Source organism: Providencia stuartii (assembly GCF_029277985.1).
Lineage (GTDB): Bacteria > Pseudomonadota > Gammaproteobacteria > Enterobacterales > Enterobacteriaceae > Providencia > Providencia zhejiangensis.
Window position 1 is genome coordinate 165,903 of record NZ_CP119546.1, and the last position, 22,811, is coordinate 188,713.

At 41.7% G+C, this 22,811-nt stretch carries 19 protein-coding genes; 9 read left to right on the top strand and 10 right to left on the bottom strand.

The annotated features are described in order from the left end of the window. Position 1: 1 nt before the first annotated feature. The 5 genes from P2E05_RS00730 (at position 2) to uhpT (ending at position 6,267) form a co-directional block, all read left to right on the top strand. Positions 2-994 carry a hypothetical protein gene (locus tag P2E05_RS00730; RefSeq protein ID WP_269723459.1) on the top strand — a complete coding sequence of 331 codons (993 nt, stop codon included), beginning with the start codon at positions 2-4 and terminating at the stop codon, positions 992-994. 99 nt (positions 995-1,093) lie between these two features. After that, complete coding sequence (locus tag P2E05_RS00735) at positions 1,094-3,208, top strand: hypothetical protein (RefSeq protein WP_272657810.1); 2,115 nt, start codon at positions 1,094-1,096, stop codon at positions 3,206-3,208. Beyond that, positions 3,205-3,465: an acyl carrier protein gene (locus P2E05_RS00740; RefSeq protein WP_154624771.1), complete on the top strand. Its 261-nt coding sequence runs from the start codon at positions 3,205-3,207 to the stop codon at positions 3,463-3,465. Before P2E05_RS00735 ends, P2E05_RS00740 begins: the two co-directional genes overlap by 4 nt. A 583-nt stretch (positions 3,466-4,048) precedes the next feature. Beyond that, the gene (locus P2E05_RS00745; protein WP_276122974.1) at positions 4,049-4,837 is read left to right on the top strand and encodes an inositol monophosphatase family protein; all 789 of its coding nucleotides are present in this window, start codon (positions 4,049-4,051) and stop codon (positions 4,835-4,837) included. Positions 4,838-4,866: 29 nt separating this feature from the next. Continuing rightward, entirely contained in the window at positions 4,867-6,267 is a 1,401-nt protein-coding gene (gene uhpT, locus P2E05_RS00750; RefSeq protein WP_163860499.1) for a hexose-6-phosphate:phosphate antiporter, read from the top strand. Between the two features lie 50 nt (positions 6,268-6,317). On the opposite strand, the gene P2E05_RS00755 is transcribed toward uhpT, so the two are convergent. Then, positions 6,318-7,034, bottom strand: a complete 717-nt coding sequence (locus tag P2E05_RS00755) for a FadR/GntR family transcriptional regulator (RefSeq protein WP_154623683.1) — start codon at positions 7,032-7,034, stop codon at positions 6,318-6,320. A 215-nt stretch (positions 7,035-7,249) separates the two neighbouring features. On the opposite strand from P2E05_RS00755, the gene P2E05_RS00760 reads away from it, so the two are divergent. Further along, positions 7,250-8,560 (top strand): MFS transporter, encoded by a 1,311-nt coding sequence (locus tag P2E05_RS00760; protein WP_163860500.1) that lies wholly within the window; start codon positions 7,250-7,252, stop codon positions 8,558-8,560. 44 nt (positions 8,561-8,604) lie between these two features. Then, the gene (gene uxuA / locus P2E05_RS00765; RefSeq protein ID WP_154623681.1) at positions 8,605-9,795 is read left to right on the top strand and encodes a mannonate dehydratase; all 1,191 of its coding nucleotides are present in this window, start codon (positions 8,605-8,607) and stop codon (positions 9,793-9,795) included. A 51-nt stretch (positions 9,796-9,846) separates the two neighbouring features. On the opposite strand, the gene P2E05_RS00770 is transcribed toward uxuA, so the two are convergent. After that, entirely contained in the window at positions 9,847-10,659 is an 813-nt protein-coding gene (locus tag P2E05_RS00770; RefSeq protein WP_244316462.1) for a hypothetical protein, read from the bottom strand. Positions 10,660-10,838: 179 nt separating this feature from the next. Between P2E05_RS00770 and P2E05_RS00775 the strand changes: the two genes are divergently transcribed. After that, positions 10,839-11,426, top strand: coding sequence for an RBBP9/YdeN family alpha/beta hydrolase (locus tag P2E05_RS00775; protein WP_154623686.1), 588 nt, complete (start codon positions 10,839-10,841; stop codon positions 11,424-11,426). Positions 11,427-11,482: 56 nt separating this feature from the next. Here the strand turns inward: P2E05_RS00775 and P2E05_RS00780 are convergent, their stop codons facing one another. From P2E05_RS00780 to P2E05_RS00810, 7 genes are all read right to left on the bottom strand, one after another. Next, entirely contained in the window at positions 11,483-12,859 is a 1,377-nt protein-coding gene (locus P2E05_RS00780; RefSeq protein WP_196713909.1) for an amidohydrolase family protein, read from the bottom strand. A gap of 62 nt (positions 12,860-12,921) precedes the next feature. Next, on the bottom strand, positions 12,922-13,872 hold the full coding sequence (locus P2E05_RS00785; RefSeq protein WP_154623678.1) for a carbamate kinase family protein: 951 nt from the start codon (positions 13,870-13,872) through the stop codon (positions 12,922-12,924). 71 nt (positions 13,873-13,943) lie between these two features. Further along, positions 13,944-15,506 carry a xanthine permease gene (locus P2E05_RS00790; RefSeq protein ID WP_154623677.1) on the bottom strand — a complete coding sequence of 521 codons (1,563 nt, stop codon included), beginning with the start codon at positions 15,504-15,506 and terminating at the stop codon, positions 13,944-13,946. Between the two features lie 123 nt (positions 15,507-15,629). Further along, complete coding sequence (locus P2E05_RS00795) at positions 15,630-17,045, bottom strand: DUF1116 domain-containing protein (RefSeq protein ID WP_154623676.1); 1,416 nt, start codon at positions 17,043-17,045, stop codon at positions 15,630-15,632. Further along, positions 17,045-18,595 (bottom strand): acyl-CoA synthetase FdrA, encoded by a 1,551-nt coding sequence (fdrA, locus tag P2E05_RS00800; protein ID WP_163860502.1) that lies wholly within the window; start codon positions 18,593-18,595, stop codon positions 17,045-17,047. The genes P2E05_RS00795 and fdrA overlap by 1 nt, the downstream gene beginning before the upstream one ends. Further along, positions 18,585-19,508 (bottom strand): DUF2877 domain-containing protein, encoded by a 924-nt coding sequence (locus P2E05_RS00805; protein WP_196713908.1) that lies wholly within the window; start codon positions 19,506-19,508, stop codon positions 18,585-18,587. The genes fdrA and P2E05_RS00805 overlap by 11 nt, the downstream gene beginning before the upstream one ends. An 18-nt stretch (positions 19,509-19,526) precedes the next feature. Next, entirely contained in the window at positions 19,527-20,123 is a 597-nt protein-coding gene (locus P2E05_RS00810; protein ID WP_154621901.1) for an ankyrin repeat domain-containing protein, read from the bottom strand. A 750-nt stretch (positions 20,124-20,873) separates the two neighbouring features. Between P2E05_RS00810 and P2E05_RS00815 the strand changes: the two genes are divergently transcribed. Beyond that, complete coding sequence (locus tag P2E05_RS00815; RefSeq protein WP_154622185.1) at positions 20,874-21,809, top strand: LysR substrate-binding domain-containing protein; 936 nt, start codon at positions 20,874-20,876, stop codon at positions 21,807-21,809. Between the two features lie 22 nt (positions 21,810-21,831). On the opposite strand, the gene P2E05_RS00820 is transcribed toward P2E05_RS00815, so the two are convergent. Next, positions 21,832-22,794, bottom strand: a complete 963-nt coding sequence (locus tag P2E05_RS00820) for an alpha/beta hydrolase (protein ID WP_231131840.1) — start codon at positions 22,792-22,794, stop codon at positions 21,832-21,834. Positions 22,795-22,811 lie beyond the last annotated feature (17 nt).

Here is a 22,811-nt window from a genome sequence, read left to right on the forward strand (position 1 = left end):
GATGAGTATGAGTGAAATTAATCCAATGCTCCCACAGTGTAATCCCATAACCACTTCCGCTAACAGACTCATGGCACAGAGCAATTTACAGCTCAGCCCAGTAGGGGGGAATTTTGTGGTCGATAGGGCAACGAACCCAGAAGAGCAGGCTGAAGCTGTTTTAAAATATTATGATATGTATGTACCTGATAAAGTTTATCAATACACAGATAGGCAAGAAACAGAGGAAGACATTAAGGTAAAATCCCGCTTAGTTGAGCGCGAATTAAAAAATACCACAGATTTCTATAATAGTGCTTCCACTAAAATTGCTGCGGAGGTTATTCAAGATGGTCGATCTCATATAACCAGTATTTTTAATGTCATTAACGATGTGAATTTAGATTATCAGAAAAGTTTTGGTGAAATTACTAAAGCGGCAACCCAATTTATGGAAAAAGTTAATAAGGGGTTGGGCGCGATTAGCCAATGTTTAGATAGTGGTAGTAATGGTTATATTAAGTTTAATAAGCAAAAGTTTTTTAATTTACTAAAGGATAGTTTGCAAGATTATACTTATGCGCACACTAAAAATTTTTGGGAGCACAGTTTAAGCATAGATAACATTAATAATGTGATTAAGCCAATGGCTCGCTTTGATAGCAAACCGGGTATGTTAGCTTTTTGGCAAAAAAAATTGAATGGGCAAGGCTTTTTAGTTAAAGAAATAGATCACACTATCTATATTTATCCTGATATGCAGCCGATAAAAGATATTTATGAAACCGTTAATCCAATCATGGGGGCGAGTACGCCAGAAGGGGAGATGATGGTGCAGACTTTCCAAAGTATGCAAACGGCGATAGATAGTAAAAAGAATGCGGTTAATAATAGCGTATCGCGTTTATTAGAAACCTTTCGACAAGATAATAGCCATTTTGAGACACTGACTCAGTTGTTAATTCAATTATTAAAAGACCTATTTCAATATAATGTTGCTTTTGCCAATACCTAATTAGTTTTAATTTTCCCATTATTTAAATGAGATATAATCATATTATATCTCATTACCTTCAGATATTAATGATAGAAATATAATGAAGAGTAATATTCTATGCGACCAAATTCATTAGCGCCTTTCAATAGCTATATAGATACACATTCGACTAAAAGAGTGGGTGTCACTAGCCAAAATATGTTCATGGCAAATCATATTGGGAATGTTTCTAGTGTAGCAGAAACCTCGCCTCTAGAAGCTAAACAAACTATGGCTATTCAAGCGGATAGTATCGCGTTACATCGACAACTGAATGATGTTAAAGCGAATAAAATAGCAGAGATGTTAGGCAGTGAAGCCTTAAAGTATCATATCACTCCTGAGAGTATTCATCATATCTTACAGGAAGATAGAAATCATATTAATGCCGTATTAACCTCCTTTTCATTATTAAATAGAGAGGAAATAACCCCTGCCTTAATCAAGCATACGGCAAAAGTGGTTTCGGCTGCATCGGAGAAGTCAAAAGCAGTAGCAAGTCAATCTCTCAGTAAAGAGTTACAAAATATCTTAGCTAAGTTGCCCAATCAGGCCAATACCCTTAAACAGCGCTTTTTAGCTGAGTATGTTACACCTGCTATCAAGGCAAAGCTGAATGAAAATTACACGGATAGCCAACTAAAATCGATGGCGGGGCTGTCGCCTGAACAGTCTGTTGATGATGCAACATTGGTCACTCATTTTTTAACGGGTTCACTGCTGCAAGGCAAAACGGCGCGCTTTGATAACGCGATGCAAGCTTATCAAAAACATAATCTCTGGGCAGATAAAAATGCCTGCTTGGAACAAGGATTTCGTGCCTTAGAGGAGCATATTGAGACAATCGGTTTGAATGTGCCAACGACCCCAGCCGCATTGTCGTCACCTGAATCAAAAATGACCGAAAAGCCTCCGGTCACTCAGCGAAATGTCCCGCTATCTTCTGCCGCTTCACCGCAGCCAGATGATGTGGATGGTATGCCGTATCGTACCAGCGACCAAGCATCAGCACCGGTCATCAATAATTATTATATAACCAATAACTATGCATGCCCTCATTGCATTAATAAGGTCTCTGATACGTCGAATCATTATGCTAATGCGACAGCAACGGTAACCATTGACGGTGTCACCACGTTACCGACAGCCCAGAGTCAAACCGTTACGCCCAAAAGTGCAGCATCAGCGGCAGATGCGCCGACAAGCTACCGAACTGAATTGCATGTTCAGCTCAACGATGAAGGAAAAACAGTTAAAGGAAGTGGCTCGTTACCACAGAATAATGTGGTTCAGACTGACTATAACGCGCCTTCTCAGCAGCCGTTAAAAGATAAACCGAGTGATGAACTATCAGAGACGACACGGCAGCCAGTAGAGGGTAAGGCAGCACCTTTGCTGCAATCCAACCAAGAAAAACAAGCACCGGCGTCCTCTTCTCGACAGCAACAAGTGGGGGGATATACACGTACAGCGGAGGGAAAATGGCTATCAAACACCCAAAAAATCAACCCGTTTGTGCTCACCAGTCGGGGATTTAACCAAAGTACAAATCCTTTGGAAAGGCAGCGGTATCGGGCGGGTGACTCGAATACTGAGAGTACAAAACTGTTTGCTCAAAACCCGAAGGAGCCACCGCAGAAAGCCGTGGATGGCATTGACGACCAGCTGTTGGAAGAACATGTGACACAACTTACCGATCACCTCTTTGATGCTCATATACAAACGGTGAGCAATTCACGTTTGGTGGATACGGCCAAACAAGTGGTCGTTGAATTAAGCAATATGCTTGATGTCGCGAAGGGTTCTGCCATGGAGCTGAAAAACAACGCATTAGATCCTGAATTAGACACACAAAAATCGTTAGGCAATAAACAGCCGTTGGGCGAGCAATCGACAGCAAGTACGCTATTAAAGGGGCATATTAGTGGAGTCTATCACGCGAAGGTGGCACAGGTTGTAGAGGAGCAGCCAATGACAGCTTCTGAGATTGAAAAGGCGCCTGCCGAACCTATTCGAGAGATAGCGCCCTCGAAGGAAAAATTAGATGGTGATACGACGGAGAAGAAATATCGTTGGCAGGTTAATACGGATAATAGGGTATATACGACGTCAGGTGGTCAGGCGAGAGATTTGTCACGGAAAAAACACTATATCGGCAATGACCAGCGGTTTAAATTAGGAAGTGGGTCATGAGTACCCGTCATTTAATTCATCAAACATGGCTTACCGAGCAAATAAAAGCGATCCGCACCTATTCGGGTATCGATAAACCCATTGAGATGGATTCAGCATTAATTTTAGACTTGCATATCGATTCGTTGGAAATGCTCGAGTTAATTACGGCTATTGAAAATTATACTGGCCAACCATTAAACGATAGTATCTGGGTAAAATGGTATCGATTACAGGATATTGTCGACTACCTTTCTCAAGGGAATACCTTGAAATAGTGTGTATATAATGGCCTGAATGACAAGGATGTCCGGGTCATATTAACGATGAACCACGCGCGCTATCAATAATGAATATTAAGTTCTTTTCTAATTAATATTAAATTTTAACCACATTAAACTGCTTATTTATTCTATTAAAAAATATTTTTAGTATTGATAGTAAAAAATAGCTCCCTACTCGCATTTTCACAACATTAACAGTCACAAAATAAATCCTATTTAGCCGGTTAAAGATCATTTAATCAAAACTCAAAAGACAGTCATGCTATTGGTGAATCGTTATCAAAGGGCGAGTTAATTTTACGAATGGAAGTGGGTGTCAGGTCATCATAAAACGATGTGTTTTCAGGATTTAAATGAAAAATTTATTTTAAAATAATAAAAAATAGAAAATGAAAAATAACGACCTCAATTGAGTAATTTTATTTATGTTCTTTATATAACAATAAGTTGATAACAATAAAATATATTTTATAAAATAAAAATTACATTAATTTATCATCTCATGAAATCGATCACAGAATATACGATTCGTTAAATATATATTTCGAAACATTAATTTCATTATCTGGAGATGGGAATGAATGCGATTTCAGCGAGATATACTTTTATTCGCCAAGTTGCTCTTGAAGCCGGCAAATTAGCGGTATCCTACTATTATGACCGAAACCAACTCAACATTGAAAAGAAAAAAGAGGATGGGCAGGACTTAGTCACTATTGCGGATAAAAATACTGAACAATTTATTCGTGAGAAAATTCACCAACAATATCCCCTCGATACTTTATTTGGTGAAGAAGGGGGTTATACACAAGGTGCATCAGAATATACTTGGGTCGTTGACCCTATTGATGGTACTAGTGCATTTATTTTTGGGTTGCCTTCTTGGTGTATTTCGATAGCCCTCTTGGATGAACAACAAAATACACAAATCGCGGTTGTTTATGACCCCGTACAGGATGAATTATTTCATGCAATGGCGGGTCATGGGGCTTATTTAAATCAATCACCTATCAAAGTTAATGCGATTCAATCCCTGAATGAAGGTTTGCTTGGTGTCGGGATTTCAACTCGCATATCACCTAAATACATTATTCCTTTTTTAGATAAATTACTTCATGAAAAAGGGATGTTTGTCCGCAATGGTTCTGCTGCATTAATGTTGGCTTATGTAGCCGCAGGCAAGCTAATTGGTTACTACGAACCTCATCTAAATTCATGGGACTGTCTTGCAGGCTTATTGTTAATTCAAGAAGCCGGAGGGGTTATGAATAATTATAGAGCGAAAGATAATTTTCTCCTTAAAGGAAATTATGTATTGGCATCGAGTCCAAAGATATATCAGCAACTCGAATCATTTAGAGAATAAAATAATAAAACCACGAAAAGGCTAATAACATGAGTTCTAAATTTTCTTTTTTTGATATAAAAAGGCTACCGACAGGAAAAATTCCCCTCTCTGTACAACGCGATTTATGGTTAAGAAAGTTTATGGAGCCATTCTTTGTGATGTGTTTGGCTTATACAGGGATCTATTTTCTTCGCTATAATTTTAAAGCCGCTACCCCGTTTATTATTGAACAAACAGATTTCACTTTGAGTGATTTGGGCACGGTGGGTTTTGGTTTCTCTATTACTTATAGTCTAGGCCGTGTGCTCCTTTCCTATTATATTGATGGCAAAAATACGAAGAAAATACTCAGCTTCTTACTTATGCTGTCTTGTGCATCTTCATTTGCGATCGGCATGTTTTTACTGTCATCAGGGCATTCTCTTGGTATTTTTATTTTCTTATGGGCACTCACGGGGTTATTTCAGGCTCCTGGAGGTCCTTGCTCTAACTCAACCATTAACCGTTGGACACCCAGAAAAAATCGGGGTCGGTTTATCTCTTGGTGGAACGCATCACACAATATAGGTGCTATTTTGGCTGGGCCAATCGCCTTATTCGGGATGGAATATGCTTTTAACGGTAATGTGGCAGGGATGTTTATTTTCCCGATTTTATTTGCGGGTGTCATTGCTACATTTGGGATGTTTTTTGGTAAAGATGACCCATCAGAATTAGGTTGGAACACACCAGAAGAAATTTTTGACGAGCCAGTTTCTAAAGATGATACCGCCGCAGAAAGTATGTCAAAGTCAGAAATTTTCATCAAATATGTTCTGAAAAATCCGGCAGTTTGGTTTCTATGCTTAGCTAACCTCTGTGTGTATACCATTCGTATTGGTGTCGATAACTGGAGTGTTGCCTACGTTAAAATGGCACTTGATTGGGATGATATCTCTGCTATTGGTACGATTACAGCGCTCGAATTAGGGGGATTTTTAGGCTCACTCACTTGGGGGTATGTCTCCGATAAAATGGGGGGACGCCGTGCATTACTCGGTATGTTATGTATGATCTCCGTCATCTTCCCATTAATTGCTTACCAAAATATGTCCAGTGTCTGGGGCATTTATATTGCACTCTTTTTTGAAGGCTTCTTTATTTTCGGACCTGTGATTTTGATTGGTATTTCAATCATTGGCTTTGCACCTAAGTGTGCAACGGCGGTGGTTAACTCAATTCCGGGCTTTTTTGGTTACTTATTCGGTGATGGGATGGCTAAAGTCCTAGTTTCTCGTATCGCAGACCCAACCGGCAACGGTATCTCGGTAGGTGGATTTACACTTCATGGCTGGTCGGATACTTTCTATCTGTTATTTGCTGCAACCGCAGTAGGGATAGTGATGCTGGGTGTCGTGGCTATCTATGAAGAACGCAAGATCCGTCGCGATAATCGACTCATTCAGTAAAAGTGTGGTGACTCCCCCATCGATAAGATGGGGGCGTTTTTTGATCAATGTTATTCGATGTTGAAGAAACATTCATAGACATGCTGTAAGTGGTCATGCATGCATCTTGCTGCTTCTTTTGGATTTCTATCTAGAATCGCATTGACGATTAATTGGTGATCTTCGTTCATCGTTTTGGGTAAATCAATATCGGCATAGTGAGATTCCATGCGGATAAAACGTGTTGATTGGCGCATATCCCACAGATGTTCCATCATACTATGCAACACTTCATTTCCTGTCATTTCACTGATCAGCAAATGAAAACGTTTATCTTCGCGCAAAAAGTTTTCGTCATTGTCTTTCTGCTTGATGAGATCTTTCATTATTTCTTGTAATTCAGCGCATTGCTCATCTGTTGCATTACGAGCTGCGAGTTCTGCAATCATAGTTTCGAAAGATTGCCTCGCTTTCAACAAATCACGTAAGCTGAATTCGGTTTCATCTTTTTCTGGTGTTGCACTGACGGTTTCTTTTTTAGATTCAACCTGTGGTAATGGATTGGCGACATAAACACCATTTCCAACTCGAATTTCAATCCAACCTGTCATTTCTAATGCAATAAAGGCTTCACGGATGGATGATCGGCTGACTTCCATCTGTTTTGCAAGTTCTCGCTCAGAAGGCAACGGCTCTCCTGCGTTGAAATCGCCACGTTTTATACACTCAATAATAAGGTTTGAGATCTGGCGGTACAATCGTTCAACTTTCAGTGGGGCTAATGCCATGTTAATTCCTCGGTATTCTCATCCTATCGCCACATATCATACGCTCTAATCGCTGCTAGCTACTAATCTGAATGATAAAAAAACAGATTTGTGAGCCATATCAAGTTAATTTTTTTCAAATTCAATAACTATAATACCGGCCTGACCACCTGACAATCGAGCCACCAGTCATTCAGGTATCATGCAATTATAATTACTTTTTTGAGGATGTAACTATGCAGAGTTCAGCATCTGACATAACACCCGATAATATTGCAAAAACCGCCAGGATTAAGAAAATTCAACGTATCTCGTTACTGCTGCTGTTTTTGGCAGGGATCATTAATTTCCTTGACCGAGGTTCGCTTTCGGTTGCTAACGAAGCGATTCGTGCTGATTTAGGGCTTTCAGCAACTCAATTCGGTGTTTTATTATCTGCTTTTTCATTGTCTTACGGTATTTCACAGCTACCATCAGGTTTATTACTCGATAAATTTGGACCTCGTATTGTTTTAGGCGCAGGATTGATTTTTTGGTCAACAATGCAAGGCATGGCGGGTTTGATCCAAAACTTTTGGCAATTTATTGCATTACGAATTGGCCTCGGAGTGGGTGAAGCGCCCTTTATGCCGAGTGGTGTAAAGGTCGTTAATGATTGGTTTAGTGCGAAAGAGCGAGGTATTCCGATGGGAATATTTAACTCCTCTACGACGATTGGCCAAGCTTTTGCTCCACCAATCTTAGTTGCGCTCATGTTGGCTTTTGGCTGGCGAATGATGTTTATCATCATCGGGGTTGCAGGCATTCTGATTGGTATTTGTTGGTATGCGTATTATCGCAACCGTGAGTCATTAAAGCTGTCAGAAGACGATTTGAAATATCTCAATTCCGGCCGTGATGAAACCCCAAAACAGAAAGTGACGCTTAAAGAGTGGGGCGCCTTGTTCAAAAAGCGTACTGTTTGGGGAATGATTTTAGGTTTCAGTGGTGTGAACTATACGGGATGGCTATATCTTGCTTGGTTGCCGGGGTATTTACAGGCAGAACGGGGATTAAGTCTCGCGAATACGGGATGGGTTGCCGCAATTCCATTCTTATTCGGTTCGCTCGGTATGTTAGTCAATGGCATGGTGGCAGACCGCTTAGCAAAAAAAGGTTATTCATTAATGAATAGCCGCAAAATTTTAATCTGTTTAGGACTGATTTGTTCCGCGGCTTGCACGCTCTTAGTTGTGCAATCGACTTCCACCACTATGGCGGTCGCATTTATCAGTTTAGCGCTGTTCTTTGTGCATTTTGCTGGCACTTCTTGCTGGGGATTAGTGCAAGTGGTGACGCCTAGCAAAATGGTCGCTTCCGTCAGTAGTATTCAAAACTTTGGTAGCTTCATTTTTGCGTCATTCGCACCGATTGTTACTGGTTGGGTATTAGACACCACGGGTTCATTTAATTGGGCGCTAATCGTTTGCTCTATGGTGACATTCGCGGGCGCATTAGCTTACTTCTTCATCGTTAAAGCACCGATCGAAGAAACTGTTACACAATAAATTTAAGGGCACGATACGGTGCCCACATTTTTGAGGTGAGTGATATGGAACAAACATGGCGTTGGTATGGCCCTAATGACCCGGTTTCTTTGAGTGATATACGTCAAGCAGGGGCTACGGGCATCGTGACAGCACTGCATCATATTCCGAATGGTCAGGTGTGGAGTATTGAAGAAATTCAAAAGCGTAAAGCAGAAATTGAAGCGGCGGGCCTTGTTTGGTCTGTCGTGGAAAGTATTCCTGTTCATGAAGAAATCAAAACACACAGTGGCGATTATGAGCAGCATATTGCGAACTACCAACAATCGATTCGTCATTTGGCCGCCTGTGGCATTGATACCGTGTGTTATAACTTTATGCCCGTGCTTGATTGGACTCGCACAGATTTAGAATATGAATTACCAGACGGTTCAAAAGCATTACGTTTTGACCAAATTGCATTTGCCGCATTTGAGCTGTATTTGCTACAGCGCGAGGGGGCAGAACAAGATTACAGTCAAGAGGAAATCGCTCAAGCGAAAGCCTATTATGAAGCGATGAGCCAAGCCGATATTAATAAACTGGTTGGAAATATTATTGCGGGCTTACCTGGGGCGGAAGAAGGCTATACTCTTGAACAATTTAAAGCCCATTTGAAAACATATGCGGGTATTGACAAGGCGAAGCTACGTGAAAATATGGCGTACTTCTTAAAGGCGATTATCCCCGTCGCTGAAGAAGTGGGTGTGAAAATGGCTATTCACCCGGATGATCCACCACGTCCAATTTTAGGGTTACCGCGGATTGTTTCTACCATTGAAGATATGCAATGGCTGAAAGATACAGTGGATAGTATTCACAATGGTTTTACCATGTGTACCGGTTCTTACGGTGTAAGAAGTGATAACGATTTAGTTAAAATGATTGAGCAATTTGGTGATCGTATTCATTTCACTCATTTGCGTTCAACCTGTCGGGAAGATAATCCGAAAACCTTCCATGAGGCCGCTCACCTAGGGGGGGATGTGGATATGTTTGCCGTCGTGAAAGCGATTTTAACAGAAGAAAATCGTCGCCAAAAAGCAGGTAACATGCGTCGTATTCCAATGCGTCCTGACCACGGTCATCAAATGTTGGATGATCTGAAAAAGAAAACCAATCCAGGTTATTCTGCGATTGGACGTTTGAAGGGATTGGCAGAGGTACGTGGTGTTGAATTAGCGATTAAACGCGTGTTTTTCCCCGATTTAAAATAATTGCATTTGCTAGGAAGGTTGGGCAGGCTAGCCCAACCTCTTTAGTAACAATTAAATTATCCCTTCTTCCTGCAACACATTATGAAAATGCTGCACTTCTTCAGGGGTTGCTTGAATACGCTGCATCGGGAAATCAAGTACATAAGGAATATTCTGCTGGGCACTGGCCACCGCGAGCACATAAGTTTTACCATTTGATTCTAAAACGATAGGTGCACTTGTTTTCTTGCCTGAATAACCTGTCGATATTTGTTTCCCATTCAATTCACGCTGATAAGTGGCAATGATTTGTCGATTGGCATTAATGACCTTGGCAGGGATAGCCATCAGTTGCAAAGGCTGGCTCCCGACAGATAATAACTCTTTTCTTATTTTGCTGATGCGTATTTGGGCACGAATAAAAAAGAAGATACAAAAAATAAATAAGCCAATTAATGCAATAGTGGTAACAAAGCGAAGCATGACATTATCGACAGCAACATCTACGGTTAGCTTTGACGGATCTGTCGCATCCATGAGTGGCATGACTGCAATGTCTCCACCGTTCAATCCTACGAAAGTGAAGTCATGGGAGACGACATTGTGTTTATAACGCAACTCAACTTTACAGTTGGTGATCACCAATAAGTTCGTTTTGCAGGAGCCATCAATATCCGCATCAACGGGAACGGCATTCTGGCCAATTTTATAGTCATAAGCGATGTTAGGTAGCTGATACGCACTGAATGCGGTTAATACGACTAGGAACACAATCAAAAATAGCGAACGAATCATGCCGCCATCGCCTGATAGTGGTGTTAATTTTAGTGATCGTTGTGGGAAGGCGTTTAAAACTTTATCTGAAAGTTGAAGATTATTTTGCACAGGTAAAATATCCATTTATGTTAATTTTTAGAGAATTATAAAGATTTGCTGAATAATAATAATGAGATAATTACCAAAAAACACATCAGGTTTACCTGAAAACGTTTTAGTATAGATGGTCTTTATTTGACGCTATCTTAATGTACAGCCTACTCAGTACTGATAAAAGGAACCGAATGATGAGTGGTGAAAATCTTCAGCATGAAAATTTAAACAATAAAAAAGTCATTATTGTGCATGGTTATACGGCATCGCCTGAGAAAAATTGGTTTCCTTGGTTAAAAGCACAGCTTGAGCAGTGTGGGGCTAGCGTATTCGTTCCTGCTATGCCTGATCCACAAGCGCCTGATCCCCAACGATGGTTGCAGTTTTTACTGGATGCAAATATTAAATTGGACACAAATACGGTGTTGATCGGTCATAGTCTTGGTTGTGTTAGCGTATTACGTTTCCTCGCGGAGCAGCGACAGCGGGTAGGTGGTTATATCTTCGTTTCTGGTTTTACTGATGAGCAAAAAACATTGCCTGAATTGAAACCTCATACTGAGTTTATATTCGATTACCCTTATTTGAAATCATTAGCTGACTATCGCGTTTCTGTGATCTCAAATAATGATCAGATTGTTTCCCCGCAGTCATCGAGAACATTAGCGGATAATTTAGAAACAGAGGTTATTACGGTGGAAAATGCAGGACACTTTCTCGATAGGGAAGGGTTTTGTGAGTTTCCACTGATATTGGCACTGTTAAAAAATTGGCGTTGCTAGCGATGCCCAACCAGTAAGACGGCGGGAGTTGAACCCCCGTCTTTTTGGACAAACAGTTAGCCTACTCTCTTCTCAATTGAGCCGGAAGCTAAGTTCCCTTTGTGGAAGCTGGCTTGCCTTGGTGAAATGCGTGCAACCGCTTCAGCAGAACAAGAAGCATCCACGAGGACAAAGCTGGCATCGTCGCCTGCAACTGGCCACACTTGCTTGCCTTTGTTATCCAATGGCAATGTATTCCCCGTCGCGATTGCGAGTGAACGTGATAGAGCATGTTCATCTGGGCGCGTGTAAAGTTGAGCGTATAAATTGGCTTTTTCTAACATGTCGCCTAGGCCAAAAGGAGACCAATGGTCAATAACGCTATCGGTTCCAGACATCACAAATACACCGTGTTCATTCAGTATTTTCAATGGCATATGTAATGTACCGATAGGAACCGTAGTGGCGATGCTAATCTGTTGCTCAGCAAGGCGCTGCGCTGTGGTGTTGGCTTGCTCTGGTGTCAACGTTGTGAGAGCAAAGGCATGGCTGATAGTGACTTTACCGCGTAAACTGCGGTTTTTATCCACAGTATCAATCATATAATTAATGGCTGCTAAGCCCGCAGGGCTGGTTTCATGAAGATGAATATCAACGCCTTTATTGTAATCCAATGCAATTTGGAACAGGGTATCGAGTGATTTTTCCATCGCACCATCGACGTGAGTTGGATCGAGTCCACCAACATAATGTGCCCCCGCTTGCATTGCTTCACGCATTAAAGGTTCTGATTTGGATAATAGCAAGCCATGTTGTGGGAAAGCGACGATTTCACAGGTTAGGTCCTGCTGATGTTTATCAAGAACCTGTATGAGAGCCTCAAGATTTTTAAGCCCTGAAACGGGTTCGATATTACAATGGCTACGCGCGATAGTTGATCCCTTAGATTGGATCAAGCTGATCAGCGCGTGAGCACGCTCTTGTGTGTAAGGTTGTAACTCAGGGAGTAATTTTTGCTCCAGTGCAATCATATCCAGTATGGTTTTGCCTTCACGTGATTCAGGAGCCTGCCAAGGACCACCATAAAAAGTTTTATCAAGGTGAATATGCATATCGCGAAAAGCGGGGAGCATAAGCTTATTATTCGCACTGTATGCGGCTAATTGGCTATTCTGATGTTGTGTATTTGGCAGGATAGCCACGATTTTACCTTGCTTGATCTCGAGCGTGTGTAACGCTGTTTTCGTGCCGACGACAGTATTATCACGATAGTTAAACCCTGTCTCAAGTAACACATTATCAAGATAATAGTGGCTATCTGTAATCTTTGACGTCGTGCTTGATGGGACTGAATCGGTTTCAGCGATAGCAATACCTGACATCGCACCAAATAGCGTGCAAGTCGCAGCCAGTTTTGCACTCGTAGAAAGGAACTCTCTTCTGTTGGATTGCATAGAAACTCCTTAATTAGGCAGTTTTCAGGTTGCTGAACGTCGCAACCTGAAATGGTGTGAAGTTAGCCTTGAATAATATGAGTACCTGTTTCGCCGCGTAAGGCTTGCGGCAATTTTTCAGGTGAGGTAATAATCACTCGCTTGCCACCGTTGGCGAGAAACGACAGGCTAGCTTCTATTTTCGGTAGCATACTTCCAGCGGGGAAATGCCCTTCACGCATATAGCGTTGCATCGCGGTTGTCGTGGTTTCTCCAAGTTCCTTTTGTTCTGGTGTTCCAAAGTAAATACAGACTTTTTCAACCCCTGTTGTGATGATCAAAATATCGGCTTGTAACTCTTTTGCGAGTAGCGTTGTGGATAAATCTTTATCGATAACGGCATCGACACTTTGAAAGCCTCCATGGCCATTTTTGACCACAGGGATCCCACCACCACCAGCGGCAATAACAACATAGTCATTTTCAGTTAATGTACGGATAGCCGCGGATTCGACGACACTTTTGGGCTCGGGTGATGCGACTACACGGCGGTATCCACGTCCTGAGTCTTCAACAAAATGCCAATCAGGGTTTGCTTGTTGCAATTTCTCGGCCTGTTCAGCGCTGAAAAATGCCCCTATAGGCTTGGTTGGCGATTGAAAATTGGGATCATTTTTATCGACTTCAACTTGAGTGACTACAGTGACCGCTTGACGATTATGGCGCGTCACCAATGCGTTAGTCAGTGCTTGTTGGATTAAATAACCAATTCCCCCTTGGGTATCGGCGACACAATTGGCTAATGGTGTCAAAGGTAGCCCTTCAACGGTATGTGCGATTTCAGCGCGGCGTAAATCCAATCCGACTTGTGGCCCATTTCCATGAGTTAAAACGATATTATAGTTTCCTTCAAGCATGTCACAGATATGGGTAGCCACTTCTTGTACGGCTTTTTCTTGAGAATCAATCGACTGGCTGTTGTTATCTTTGATAATACTGTTGCCCCCGATGGCAACAACCACGAGTTCTTTCATTGTTATTGTATCCTGATACAGAGTGTTAGAGTCGGTGTGCTAGGCACACCGACAATCGGAGGTTAGTGGCATCACACTGATTTACTGATTTTTTCAGCTTTTTCAGGTTGTTGCTCTTCTGTTGTTTTGCCTTTATCCAAAAAGTATTTCATGACAAATAAGCCCGCCATCATGAGGTAAGCGTATACAAACATCAAGGCTGAGCCTTGTGCTATTCCTACCATTGGCGAATGAATGATTCCGAAGAATACGAGTAGTGCGCCGACGGCAGCAGCAATTGCACCACGTAGTGGTTGATTAAGAATGGCGAAGATAGCAATACAGCCCCACAGCATACTGGCTAGCGGTGCACCATTGCCGAGGTGTACGAGACCTTGGTAATACACCCCTTTGCTCAACAATACATCGGTTCCGATCTGCGCCGCTGAAGTCCCTGCTGCTCCCATCATGCTATTCATCATGGTCAGTGCCCAGTTGGCAATCCAAGGGAATAAACAAATAAAGATAACGGGGACTTCAATCTTGGGTGTTTCTCGCACCACTTGGTTCGCCGTAACAACCCCGATAAATACCAGAATAGGTACGATCGCTGTCATTGGAATAATGGCTAACATGAAAGCCCCCAAACCAAATAACGGAACGATGAACATAGTGATCCCAGAAGCTAACGTATAGCCAATACTGGCTCCCATGGCTTTCCAACCCGCATGACCTACGTACACCGTCACGGGGAATGGGTTCCCCATAAAGCAACCTACAGTTGATGATAAACCATTGGCTAGCATGACCTTACGTGTATTGTATTCATCACCAGCAGCGTGGGCACTCTCAATATTTTCGAGGTCAAAGATATAGTTTGCTAAGCCTAATGGAACCGCGGAAGCTAAGTAAGGCAGCGCGTGCGGTAGACCTTGTAAAAAGCTATCAATATGGATGCCTGGTGGGTTAAATCCAAATGACTCGACGGAGGATTTAATCGCAGCAGGGCTTTGTAATCCTGAAATCCATGCCAATACGGTACCTGCGATCAGAAGCAATAAGCCTGTCGGTATACGGGCAAAGATCGGTTTTTTACCAAACCAGTTGATAAAGATGAGCAGTAAAACGATAAATGAGACGGTCGGGGCTTCAAATGCTTGTAGCATTGGGTTCATGGCCAGTAACAGCAAACCTAGCCCAGATAAACAGGAAAGCAAGACAGTGCGAGGGATCATTTTACGGATCGTTTCACCGAGGAATGAGCCACCAACAAGGATCATTGATTCCACAAAACACCAAACCAGTGCAATCTGAATGGCAAACTCCGCATTTTGCGTAGTTTGATAGACTGGCATGATGACTAAAAAGGTGACGGTAAAAATAGAGGGTGCACTTGGGCCAGACGGTAGTGCGGTAACATCGTCGCGCCCAGTTTGTTTGGCAAGTTGCTGGCCAAAATAAGCATAGCTGACACTCGCAAGTAAGACGGCAAAACCAAAAGCGGGTGCAATACGTCCATAAACAATATCTTTTGGGATACCGACGACAAAGATCAGTAGCCCCATCATTGTGAGCAGATTAGTTAAGTTATTGGTCATTAGCCCGAAGTAGGCCGCCCAGTCACCACGTTTCCACTTTAGTTTCGTTACACTCATGGAATGTATCCTTCAAAGAAGAGACTGCGGGGGCAGTCATAATTAAAAACCCTATTTGCTCTGGTGAATCACAACTCATTAGTCTGGATTGCCCAACCGAAGTTGGGCTTATTATCTGTGTGACTAGGCGTATTTTTCGGCGTAAGACAACATCGCTTTTTCAAAGCAATCAAACGGAGGGTGAACAATACCCGCCCCAATCATACCGATACCTGCATCTTTATGGGCAATTGCGGTATTGATGACCGGAAGGATACCGCTGGCGGCAACCTTAGTGATATCAATGGCAGTAGGAATACCCATAAAGCCAAGCAGAGGAATCGTCACATTTGGGTTTTCACCTAAAGTGATTTCACGCATCTGCCTTGAAAAATCAATAGCTTCTTCAACGGTACCTCCGACGAGAGCAACAATGGCAGGCGCTGTTGCCATGGCGAAGCCACCAATACCATAAGTCTCAGTAATTGCGGAGTCTCCAATATCGAGGCCAGAGTCTTCAGGTTTATAACCTGCAAACATAGGACCAATCACTTGTTGCGATGGACCCGTAAACCATTGGCCCGGTAGCCCACTGATACGTAAACCGAACTCATAACCGTTACGTGCCATGGTCGTGACGACGGTGCTGTATTCGATACCATGTGCCGCATCCATTGCCGCTTTACACATCGCCATCCAAGTTGGGCCTGAGAAATAATCACTACTTGCCACAAAATCAAATACTTCTTTTTGTTGAGCAACAGAAAAATCAGTTTGGATGATATACGGTGTTAATGCTTGGATGAGCAGTGTGGTGCCTGCATTATTACGGTTATGACATTCATCCCCCATATGCAGGGCTTGCGCTAACATTAAGCGCAGGTCTATTTCACCAGCGAGCTTCATCGCGTCACGTAGCATTGGACCTAAAACATCACGCATCCAGTTCAAGCGGTCGATAACACTTTGGTCATTGGCCCCCATCCGCAAAATTTTTGCCATTTGCTCACTAAGGTTAGTGAAAGCGCGATTACCATACGTTTTGTTTTCAACAATGTGCATAAACATGGAGGCAGAGGTCACTCCCGCCATGGAGCCTACACAGTCGTGTTCGTGACAAGGGGAGAAAATGATCTCACCAGAAGCGGCAACACGTTCAGCATCCGCTAAATCTTTCGCTAGACCTTCAAATACTAATGCGCCTGTCACCGCGCCTTTCATCGCACCGCACATGTCTTTCCACTCAACAGGAGGACCTGCGTGTAAAATAGTATTCTTGGTCATTCCTGGTACAACATTAATGGCTTGATCATAGCCGACCAACATCGGTTGTGATTGAATGATACGTTCCAAGGCTTGCGCGTTAGCCGCTGCAATCTTTTCTTGTAATGCGGCGTTACTTTCAATTTTGTCTAATGCACGGATGACGGCAACGTTACCTTGCCCAGGCGGTGTCCAATTCAAATGTGTTACGGGAACATGTTGTTTTTTCAGGTCATCGCTAAACATTTCAATGCCCACATTAATCACATTTAATGGTTGTTTAAATAATGAAGTCATTATGCTTTCTCCCCTTTCCAGACAAATTCACGCGCTAACAAACCGGTGTTGGTGCTACTACTCGCCCAAATGACACCTGCATCAGTGAGCATCTTCACCTGTGCATCCATTGATGGTGTATCTTGATCAGTGCCTAAAACATACCCGAGGATCACCAGTTCACGGTTATCTTGTTTCGCAATCTCTTTTGCTGCTTTGATAGCATCAATCATTACCCCAACAGGGTCTGCATGAGAGCCGTAACCCAGAACAAAGTCCATGACGATAACACCGACTTCAGGGTCGCGCGCTTCTTGCAGTAAACGCTCTATGCGGTTGGTTGGGTCGATCATTGGGTGAGGTTTGCCATTGGTAAAATCATCATCACCAAAGTCAAGGAAAGTATGGGCAACACTTTTGTTGAGATCTTTTAAGCGGTAATCAGGGTTCGGTTGAATATTACTGTAGACATCATCATATTTTTCGAGTGCAGCAAACATGGCTTCATCACATAACGTACCGCCACAAAAAAGGCCGCGAATATATTTTTGTGTGGGTGATAGTTTTGCTCTCACTTCTTCAATTAGAGGCCAATTCAACGAATGCAAATCCAACTCTTCTTCTTTGACGCCAGTGAGAAGCACCGCTTTTAGTGCCGCCTCTTTAGTTCCTTTTGCGAAGCTTAAACCGGGTTTATCTTCTGGCGTGGGTTGATTACCGAGAAAACAAACGACAACCGGTTTGTGGCATTTTTCTGCTTGAGTTAAGACTTTTTTGGCAACGGCCGCCGCTGGTGGTTTAGAAACTAAGACGATTACTTGAGTTTCATCATCCTCATCCAGCATTTTCAGCGCATCAATCATCATGATCCCGCCGATCTTTTCACTGAGATCACGACCACCCGTTCCGATCAGTTGTGAAATCCCAGCGCCAAATTCATGAATACGGACACTGAGCTCTTGGCTGCCTGTTCCGGATGCACCGATAATACCGATACTACCGCGACGAACGCTATTGCCAAAGCATAGTGCTGCACCATTGATGATTGCAGTACCGCAATCCGGACCCATCATCAATAGGCCTTTACTGCTAGCGAGTTGTTTTAACGCGAATTCATCATCGATTGAGACATTATCAGAGAACAGCATGACGTTAAGATCATTTTCAAGTGCGATGCGTGCTTCACGAGCAGCAAATTGACCATTAACAGAAATGACCGCTAGGTTGCTGTCTGGGATGTGGCTATGTGCGGAATGAATCGTGGCATATTTAGCTTCATGTTGTGAGCCACCTTGGTTTTTCTTATTGAACAGCTCTTCAATCGCGATGAGTGTTGCTTCATTTGCTTCATCACTCGTGCCTTTAATGACAATCATCAAGTCGCCGTTTTTGGCTGCTTCCAATTCAGCGGATAATAACCCTAGGTTTTTCAGTACACCTTTATTCATTTCTGTTGCCATGGCCACAAATGCCTGCTCAACGTTGTCGAGTTGGTTAGCTTTTGTGGAAATAGACATCAATGATACAGAATCAAAATAGGTATTCTTTTTGATGACAACTTTAGTCGACATACTTTTCTCCAAAATAATGGGTAAGGTACAAAGCATCACGAATGCCAAATAACATGTCGCTACCCGAACTAGACCCGATATCTAAAATCTTTTGATACTGCGGATAAATATTTCTCTCATCTGCTGTTACTAACATCTGAATAAGTTGCAGCAAGTTTTCTCTATATTCGCGATTGAGCGCCTTTTCTAAGGTGATGGCACCAATTTTAGTGGTGGCATCTTTGGCACGGCGGATACCTTGTTCAAAAAAAGGGTGTAGGTGCTGTGCTGGGTGATGCTTGAGTAATAAAAACGCCATTAATCCAACTAAATAGTCATCCCCTGAAGGAGTAAGACCAATCCCGAGCCCAACAAATTGTTGGATAATAACAGGCAAGTTTTGATGCTCTGCTTTCTTTAATGAATCGATTAATTCGTTACGTAATAAATTTAATTTGTTAGCGAGACTAGAATAAAATAAATTACACCCATGATAACTCAATAAAGCGTGACCACTTTTATTCAATAGTTTATCTATTTCATTAATATTAAAATTTAAAAATGTAAAATAGTCGTCGCTATTTATTTTCTCTGGAATAAAACTAATATTATTAGGCTGCCATTGATGACATAAAGAGAATGACAGAAAGTAATGGTCGCCAAAATAAATTTTTTTATCCGATAAATAAACGTTTTCTCCTTCTTTGATATTTAATTGAGAAAGATCACTATTCAATAATCGACAACTGTTAGGGGCATTATCTAATTCGGCGCTCAGTAAGGTAAAAAGTGAATGATTAATCGAAATATTGATCGCCTTACGGAAAACCTGTTCTATGTGGCCTGATAATGAAGGCTGATTTAACAGATTGAAAAATGTTATATCAGCCGAGAGTCCATGCAGTTGTTGTCGTTGAGTCTTGATGTTATTCACAAGCCTCCTTGTAATGCACTATGCACCGGCTGCTATCAATAATTCAGCAATTTCGTGATAGCCTTTTTCGCGCGCTAACTCTAATGGTTTTTTACCGTATTTGTCGGTCATATGCGGGTTGGCACCGTGCTCTAGCAACATTTTGACAATCTGCTGCTGTTTTTCACCGCCATCATTCAGCACGATCGCTTCCAGTAGTGGTGTCCAACCGACAAAGTTTGTGTGGTTAACATTAATATCTGTTTTTTCGAGTAATTCTCGCACAATGTCGACATGGCCTTTTTCGCTTGCAGGCGTGATGCCCACACCACCAAAGCGAGTCAATAAATCAAGGTTTGGCTTAGCGGGGAGTACGATGCGTAGTAATGTTAAATCATTATTTAAGCAACTTAATAAAAAAGGATTAAAACATGTTTGGTCTTGTTTATTAATATCTGCACCTGCATTAATCAGGAAAGTCACACACTCATAATGTTTATTGAGACTTGCATTCACAATAGCAGTACGGCCTTGGCGGTTGGTTGTATTGATATCAACGCCCTTTTTCAGGCAGTTTTTTAATAAATCTAGGTTGCCTTGTTCTGCTGCGGATAAAAACTCTTGCTCTAATGTCATGTTTTTCCCCTTATTAAATTATTTGATTTCAGCATCAAATAACGAAATAGATAAAGACAATATTTAAATGTGACCCAAGTAAATGAAGCGTTATGGGCATATTTATGATGAATTAAGCATAGCAAGCAGGTGAGATAAATAGAATCCATTTAAAATTAATTCATCAATAGCTACTTTTATTGTTGATTTTAAATCAACAATAACGATTTTTTGTGCGTGATAGCATGATTTTTTGTCGCTTTTGCCGTGTTTTTGGATAAAAAATAAGCAATATAATGAAATTTTGTTTGCTAATGAGAAGGGGAAAAAAGGATTTGATCAATTTTGTGATATAACTCAAATTAAAAGTTTTTAAACTGTTAACAATGTAAAAGAGTTGATCGAGATCAGCGAGATTGTTAATAGAATTTTTTATTATTCATTTCAATAAGATTAGCTATTTTGGTTATAAATAGTTGGTTTCGTATTACATCGGTTTTTGCCAAAAAAGCAAAAATTTTTTATCGCTCGGTATGTATGCCGATTTCTGTTAACCTTGAAAAAATGCTTGATAAATAACCTAAAATTACGGGTTATTAAATATAATTCACATATATTCGTCATACTTCAAGTTACGTTATTGTTGCGGATGCTCACACACACCAGTTATCAACCGTAAGCTATCCATCTTTTGTTGCTTAACTGTAATGCGAAGTATTTTGATTATAACTTTTTATTTTGATTGATTTTAAGCCTATTTTGGACACCAGTATGAACTCTATATTTACCGAAGAAAACTTACTGACTTACACGACAGCAGCTAAATATGCGAGCTTTAGTAAAGCAGCAGAAGAGTTAGGAATAACCACCTCCGCCGTCAGTTATACGATAAAACGTATCGAAACCTATTTAGATGTTGTGTTGTTTATCCGAGATACGCGTAATATTGAGTTAACCGAAGCAGGCTATTATTTTTACCGTAAAGCAACTGATTTATTGAATAACTTTCATCTTATTAAGAAGAGTATTTATTCCATTGAACAGGGGATTGAAGCCCGTGTACGGATCTGTATTAATCAGCTGCTGTATACGCCTTATCATACGGCGAAGCTGCTGCAAATCCTTAAAAAACAGTTTCCAACTTGCCAAATTACAGTCACGACTGAGGTGTATAACGGCGTATGGGATGCCATTATTAACAATTTGTCGGATATTGCGATTGGCGCACCAGGCACACTAATGGATGGTGGGGGAATTGATTACACTGAAATTGGGGCTATCCACTGGCAATTTGCGATCTCTGCGACTCATCCATTAGCATTGATGCCTGAACCTATCGCAGAAAGTCAGCTACGTTTATATCCAAATATTATGGTTGAAGATACCGCACTCACTATCAATAAACGGGTTGGTTGGCTACTGCATGGTCAAGAGGCTATTCAGGTACCCGATTTTAATACGAAATGCCAGTGTCAGATATTAGGGGAAGGGATTGGTTTTTTGCCTGATTATATGGTTAAAGAACACGTTAAAAATGGCCTATTGGTTATCAAACAGATTCAAAATCCAAGACAAGATTCGCATATGTTACTCGCGACCCAACACTCTGCAACAGGATTAGTGACACAATGGATCCGTAAAGAATTCACGGCCAATGGTATCTTGGCCAAGCTATACAGTGATCTGCTTAAACCCATTAGCCACTAAGTCCGTTATGCGGTACTAGAATTTATTCCGTCGCAACGAGTAGCGCTTTATAAATCGCATCAGGGATCACGCTACCATGCGTTTTGTCTGGGTAGAGAGAAAACTGACAATGGCGCCCGTGGTTTGCAATTTCAGTGCACAATTGGCGTGCAGTAATCCAACTAGAACGGGATTGATAATGTTTAATCTGCTCTTCACTAAGGCGTGATAAATCAGGCTTCTCCTCTAAACCCCCCAAGGTAATAAATAAAGGCGCTGCATTGTGTTCTTGGGTCAGTTTATCCCTATTTATCATTTCACCTTTTCCCCACCATAATGAGGGGCTGGCTGACACAAAGGATTGAAACGCTGTCGGGTGATTTTGATAAGCCATCAAAGTAAATAGTCCACCGAAGGAGTGACCAAATAGCGTTTGTCTTTGTTTATCAAAAGTGAAGTTTTGCTCAGCCCAAGGACGAATTTGTTGATCGAGGAACTGATACAGTTCATCGGCGCCTCCGCCGTGTGTAAACGCATCACCGGAAACGCGGGGAGTATAATCGTAGTCGCGTAATTTCTTGGGAAAAGCCTCATCGGTTGGGTAACCGATACCAATAATAATAGGCAATTTATCCGCTGGGAGTGTTTGGATTGCGCGATTCACAGCTAACGGAAATAATCCATTACCATCAAGCATATACAAAATAGGCCTTGTTGTTCCAGCGGAATGAGGAACTGCGCTAAAAATTCGATAGCGACGCTTTTCGTTAGCCGAATTTTCGTTGGTCATGTCATGATGCTGAACAGCATAAAACTGACTCACTTGCTCATCTAACTCGGGGATCTTTTGCGATGGACGAGCAGCAGCGGGTGTTATTAAGCTGATTGAGAGTAATAAACTCGAAATAATTAATTTATTTAGCATAGTTTGTGAAAACAACATTGATGAAAGCGGATACCGAGCAAGGATATTCTTTAATTGATTGTCTTTTTGGCTCTTCGCCAACTCGCACTCAAATGACG

Excerpts from the sequence above, each read along its gene's own strand:
- P2E05_RS00730 (WP_269723459.1), top strand. The coding sequence starts at position 2 with ATGAGTATGAGTGAAATTAATCCAATGCTCCCACAGTGTAATCCCATA.
- P2E05_RS00735 (WP_272657810.1), top strand. The coding sequence starts at position 1,094 with ATGCGACCAAATTCATTAGCGCCTTTCAATAGCTATATAGATACACAT.
- P2E05_RS00740 (WP_154624771.1), top strand. The coding sequence starts at position 3,205 with ATGAGTACCCGTCATTTAATTCATCAAACATGGCTTACCGAGCAAATA.
- P2E05_RS00745 (WP_276122974.1), top strand. The coding sequence starts at position 4,049 with ATGAATGCGATTTCAGCGAGATATACTTTTATTCGCCAAGTTGCTCTT.
- uhpT (WP_163860499.1), top strand. The coding sequence starts at position 4,867 with ATGAGTTCTAAATTTTCTTTTTTTGATATAAAAAGGCTACCGACAGGA.
- P2E05_RS00755 (WP_154623683.1), bottom strand. The coding sequence starts at position 7,034 with ATGGCATTAGCCCCACTGAAAGTTGAACGATTGTACCGCCAGATCTCA.
- P2E05_RS00760 (WP_163860500.1), top strand. The coding sequence starts at position 7,250 with ATGCAGAGTTCAGCATCTGACATAACACCCGATAATATTGCAAAAACC.
- uxuA (WP_154623681.1), top strand. The coding sequence starts at position 8,605 with ATGGAACAAACATGGCGTTGGTATGGCCCTAATGACCCGGTTTCTTTG.
- P2E05_RS00775 (WP_154623686.1), top strand. The coding sequence starts at position 10,839 with ATGAGTGGTGAAAATCTTCAGCATGAAAATTTAAACAATAAAAAAGTC.
- P2E05_RS00780 (WP_196713909.1), bottom strand. The coding sequence starts at position 12,859 with ATGCAATCCAACAGAAGAGAGTTCCTTTCTACGAGTGCAAAACTGGCT.
- P2E05_RS00785 (WP_154623678.1), bottom strand. The coding sequence starts at position 13,872 with ATGAAAGAACTCGTGGTTGTTGCCATCGGGGGCAACAGTATTATCAAA.
- P2E05_RS00790 (WP_154623677.1), bottom strand. The coding sequence starts at position 15,506 with ATGAGTGTAACGAAACTAAAGTGGAAACGTGGTGACTGGGCGGCCTAC.
- P2E05_RS00795 (WP_154623676.1), bottom strand. The coding sequence starts at position 17,045 with ATGACTTCATTATTTAAACAACCATTAAATGTGATTAATGTGGGCATT.
- fdrA (WP_163860502.1), bottom strand. The coding sequence starts at position 18,595 with ATGTCGACTAAAGTTGTCATCAAAAAGAATACCTATTTTGATTCTGTA.
- P2E05_RS00810 (WP_154621901.1), bottom strand. The coding sequence starts at position 20,123 with ATGACATTAGAGCAAGAGTTTTTATCCGCAGCAGAACAAGGCAACCTA.
- P2E05_RS00815 (WP_154622185.1), top strand. The coding sequence starts at position 20,874 with ATGAACTCTATATTTACCGAAGAAAACTTACTGACTTACACGACAGCA.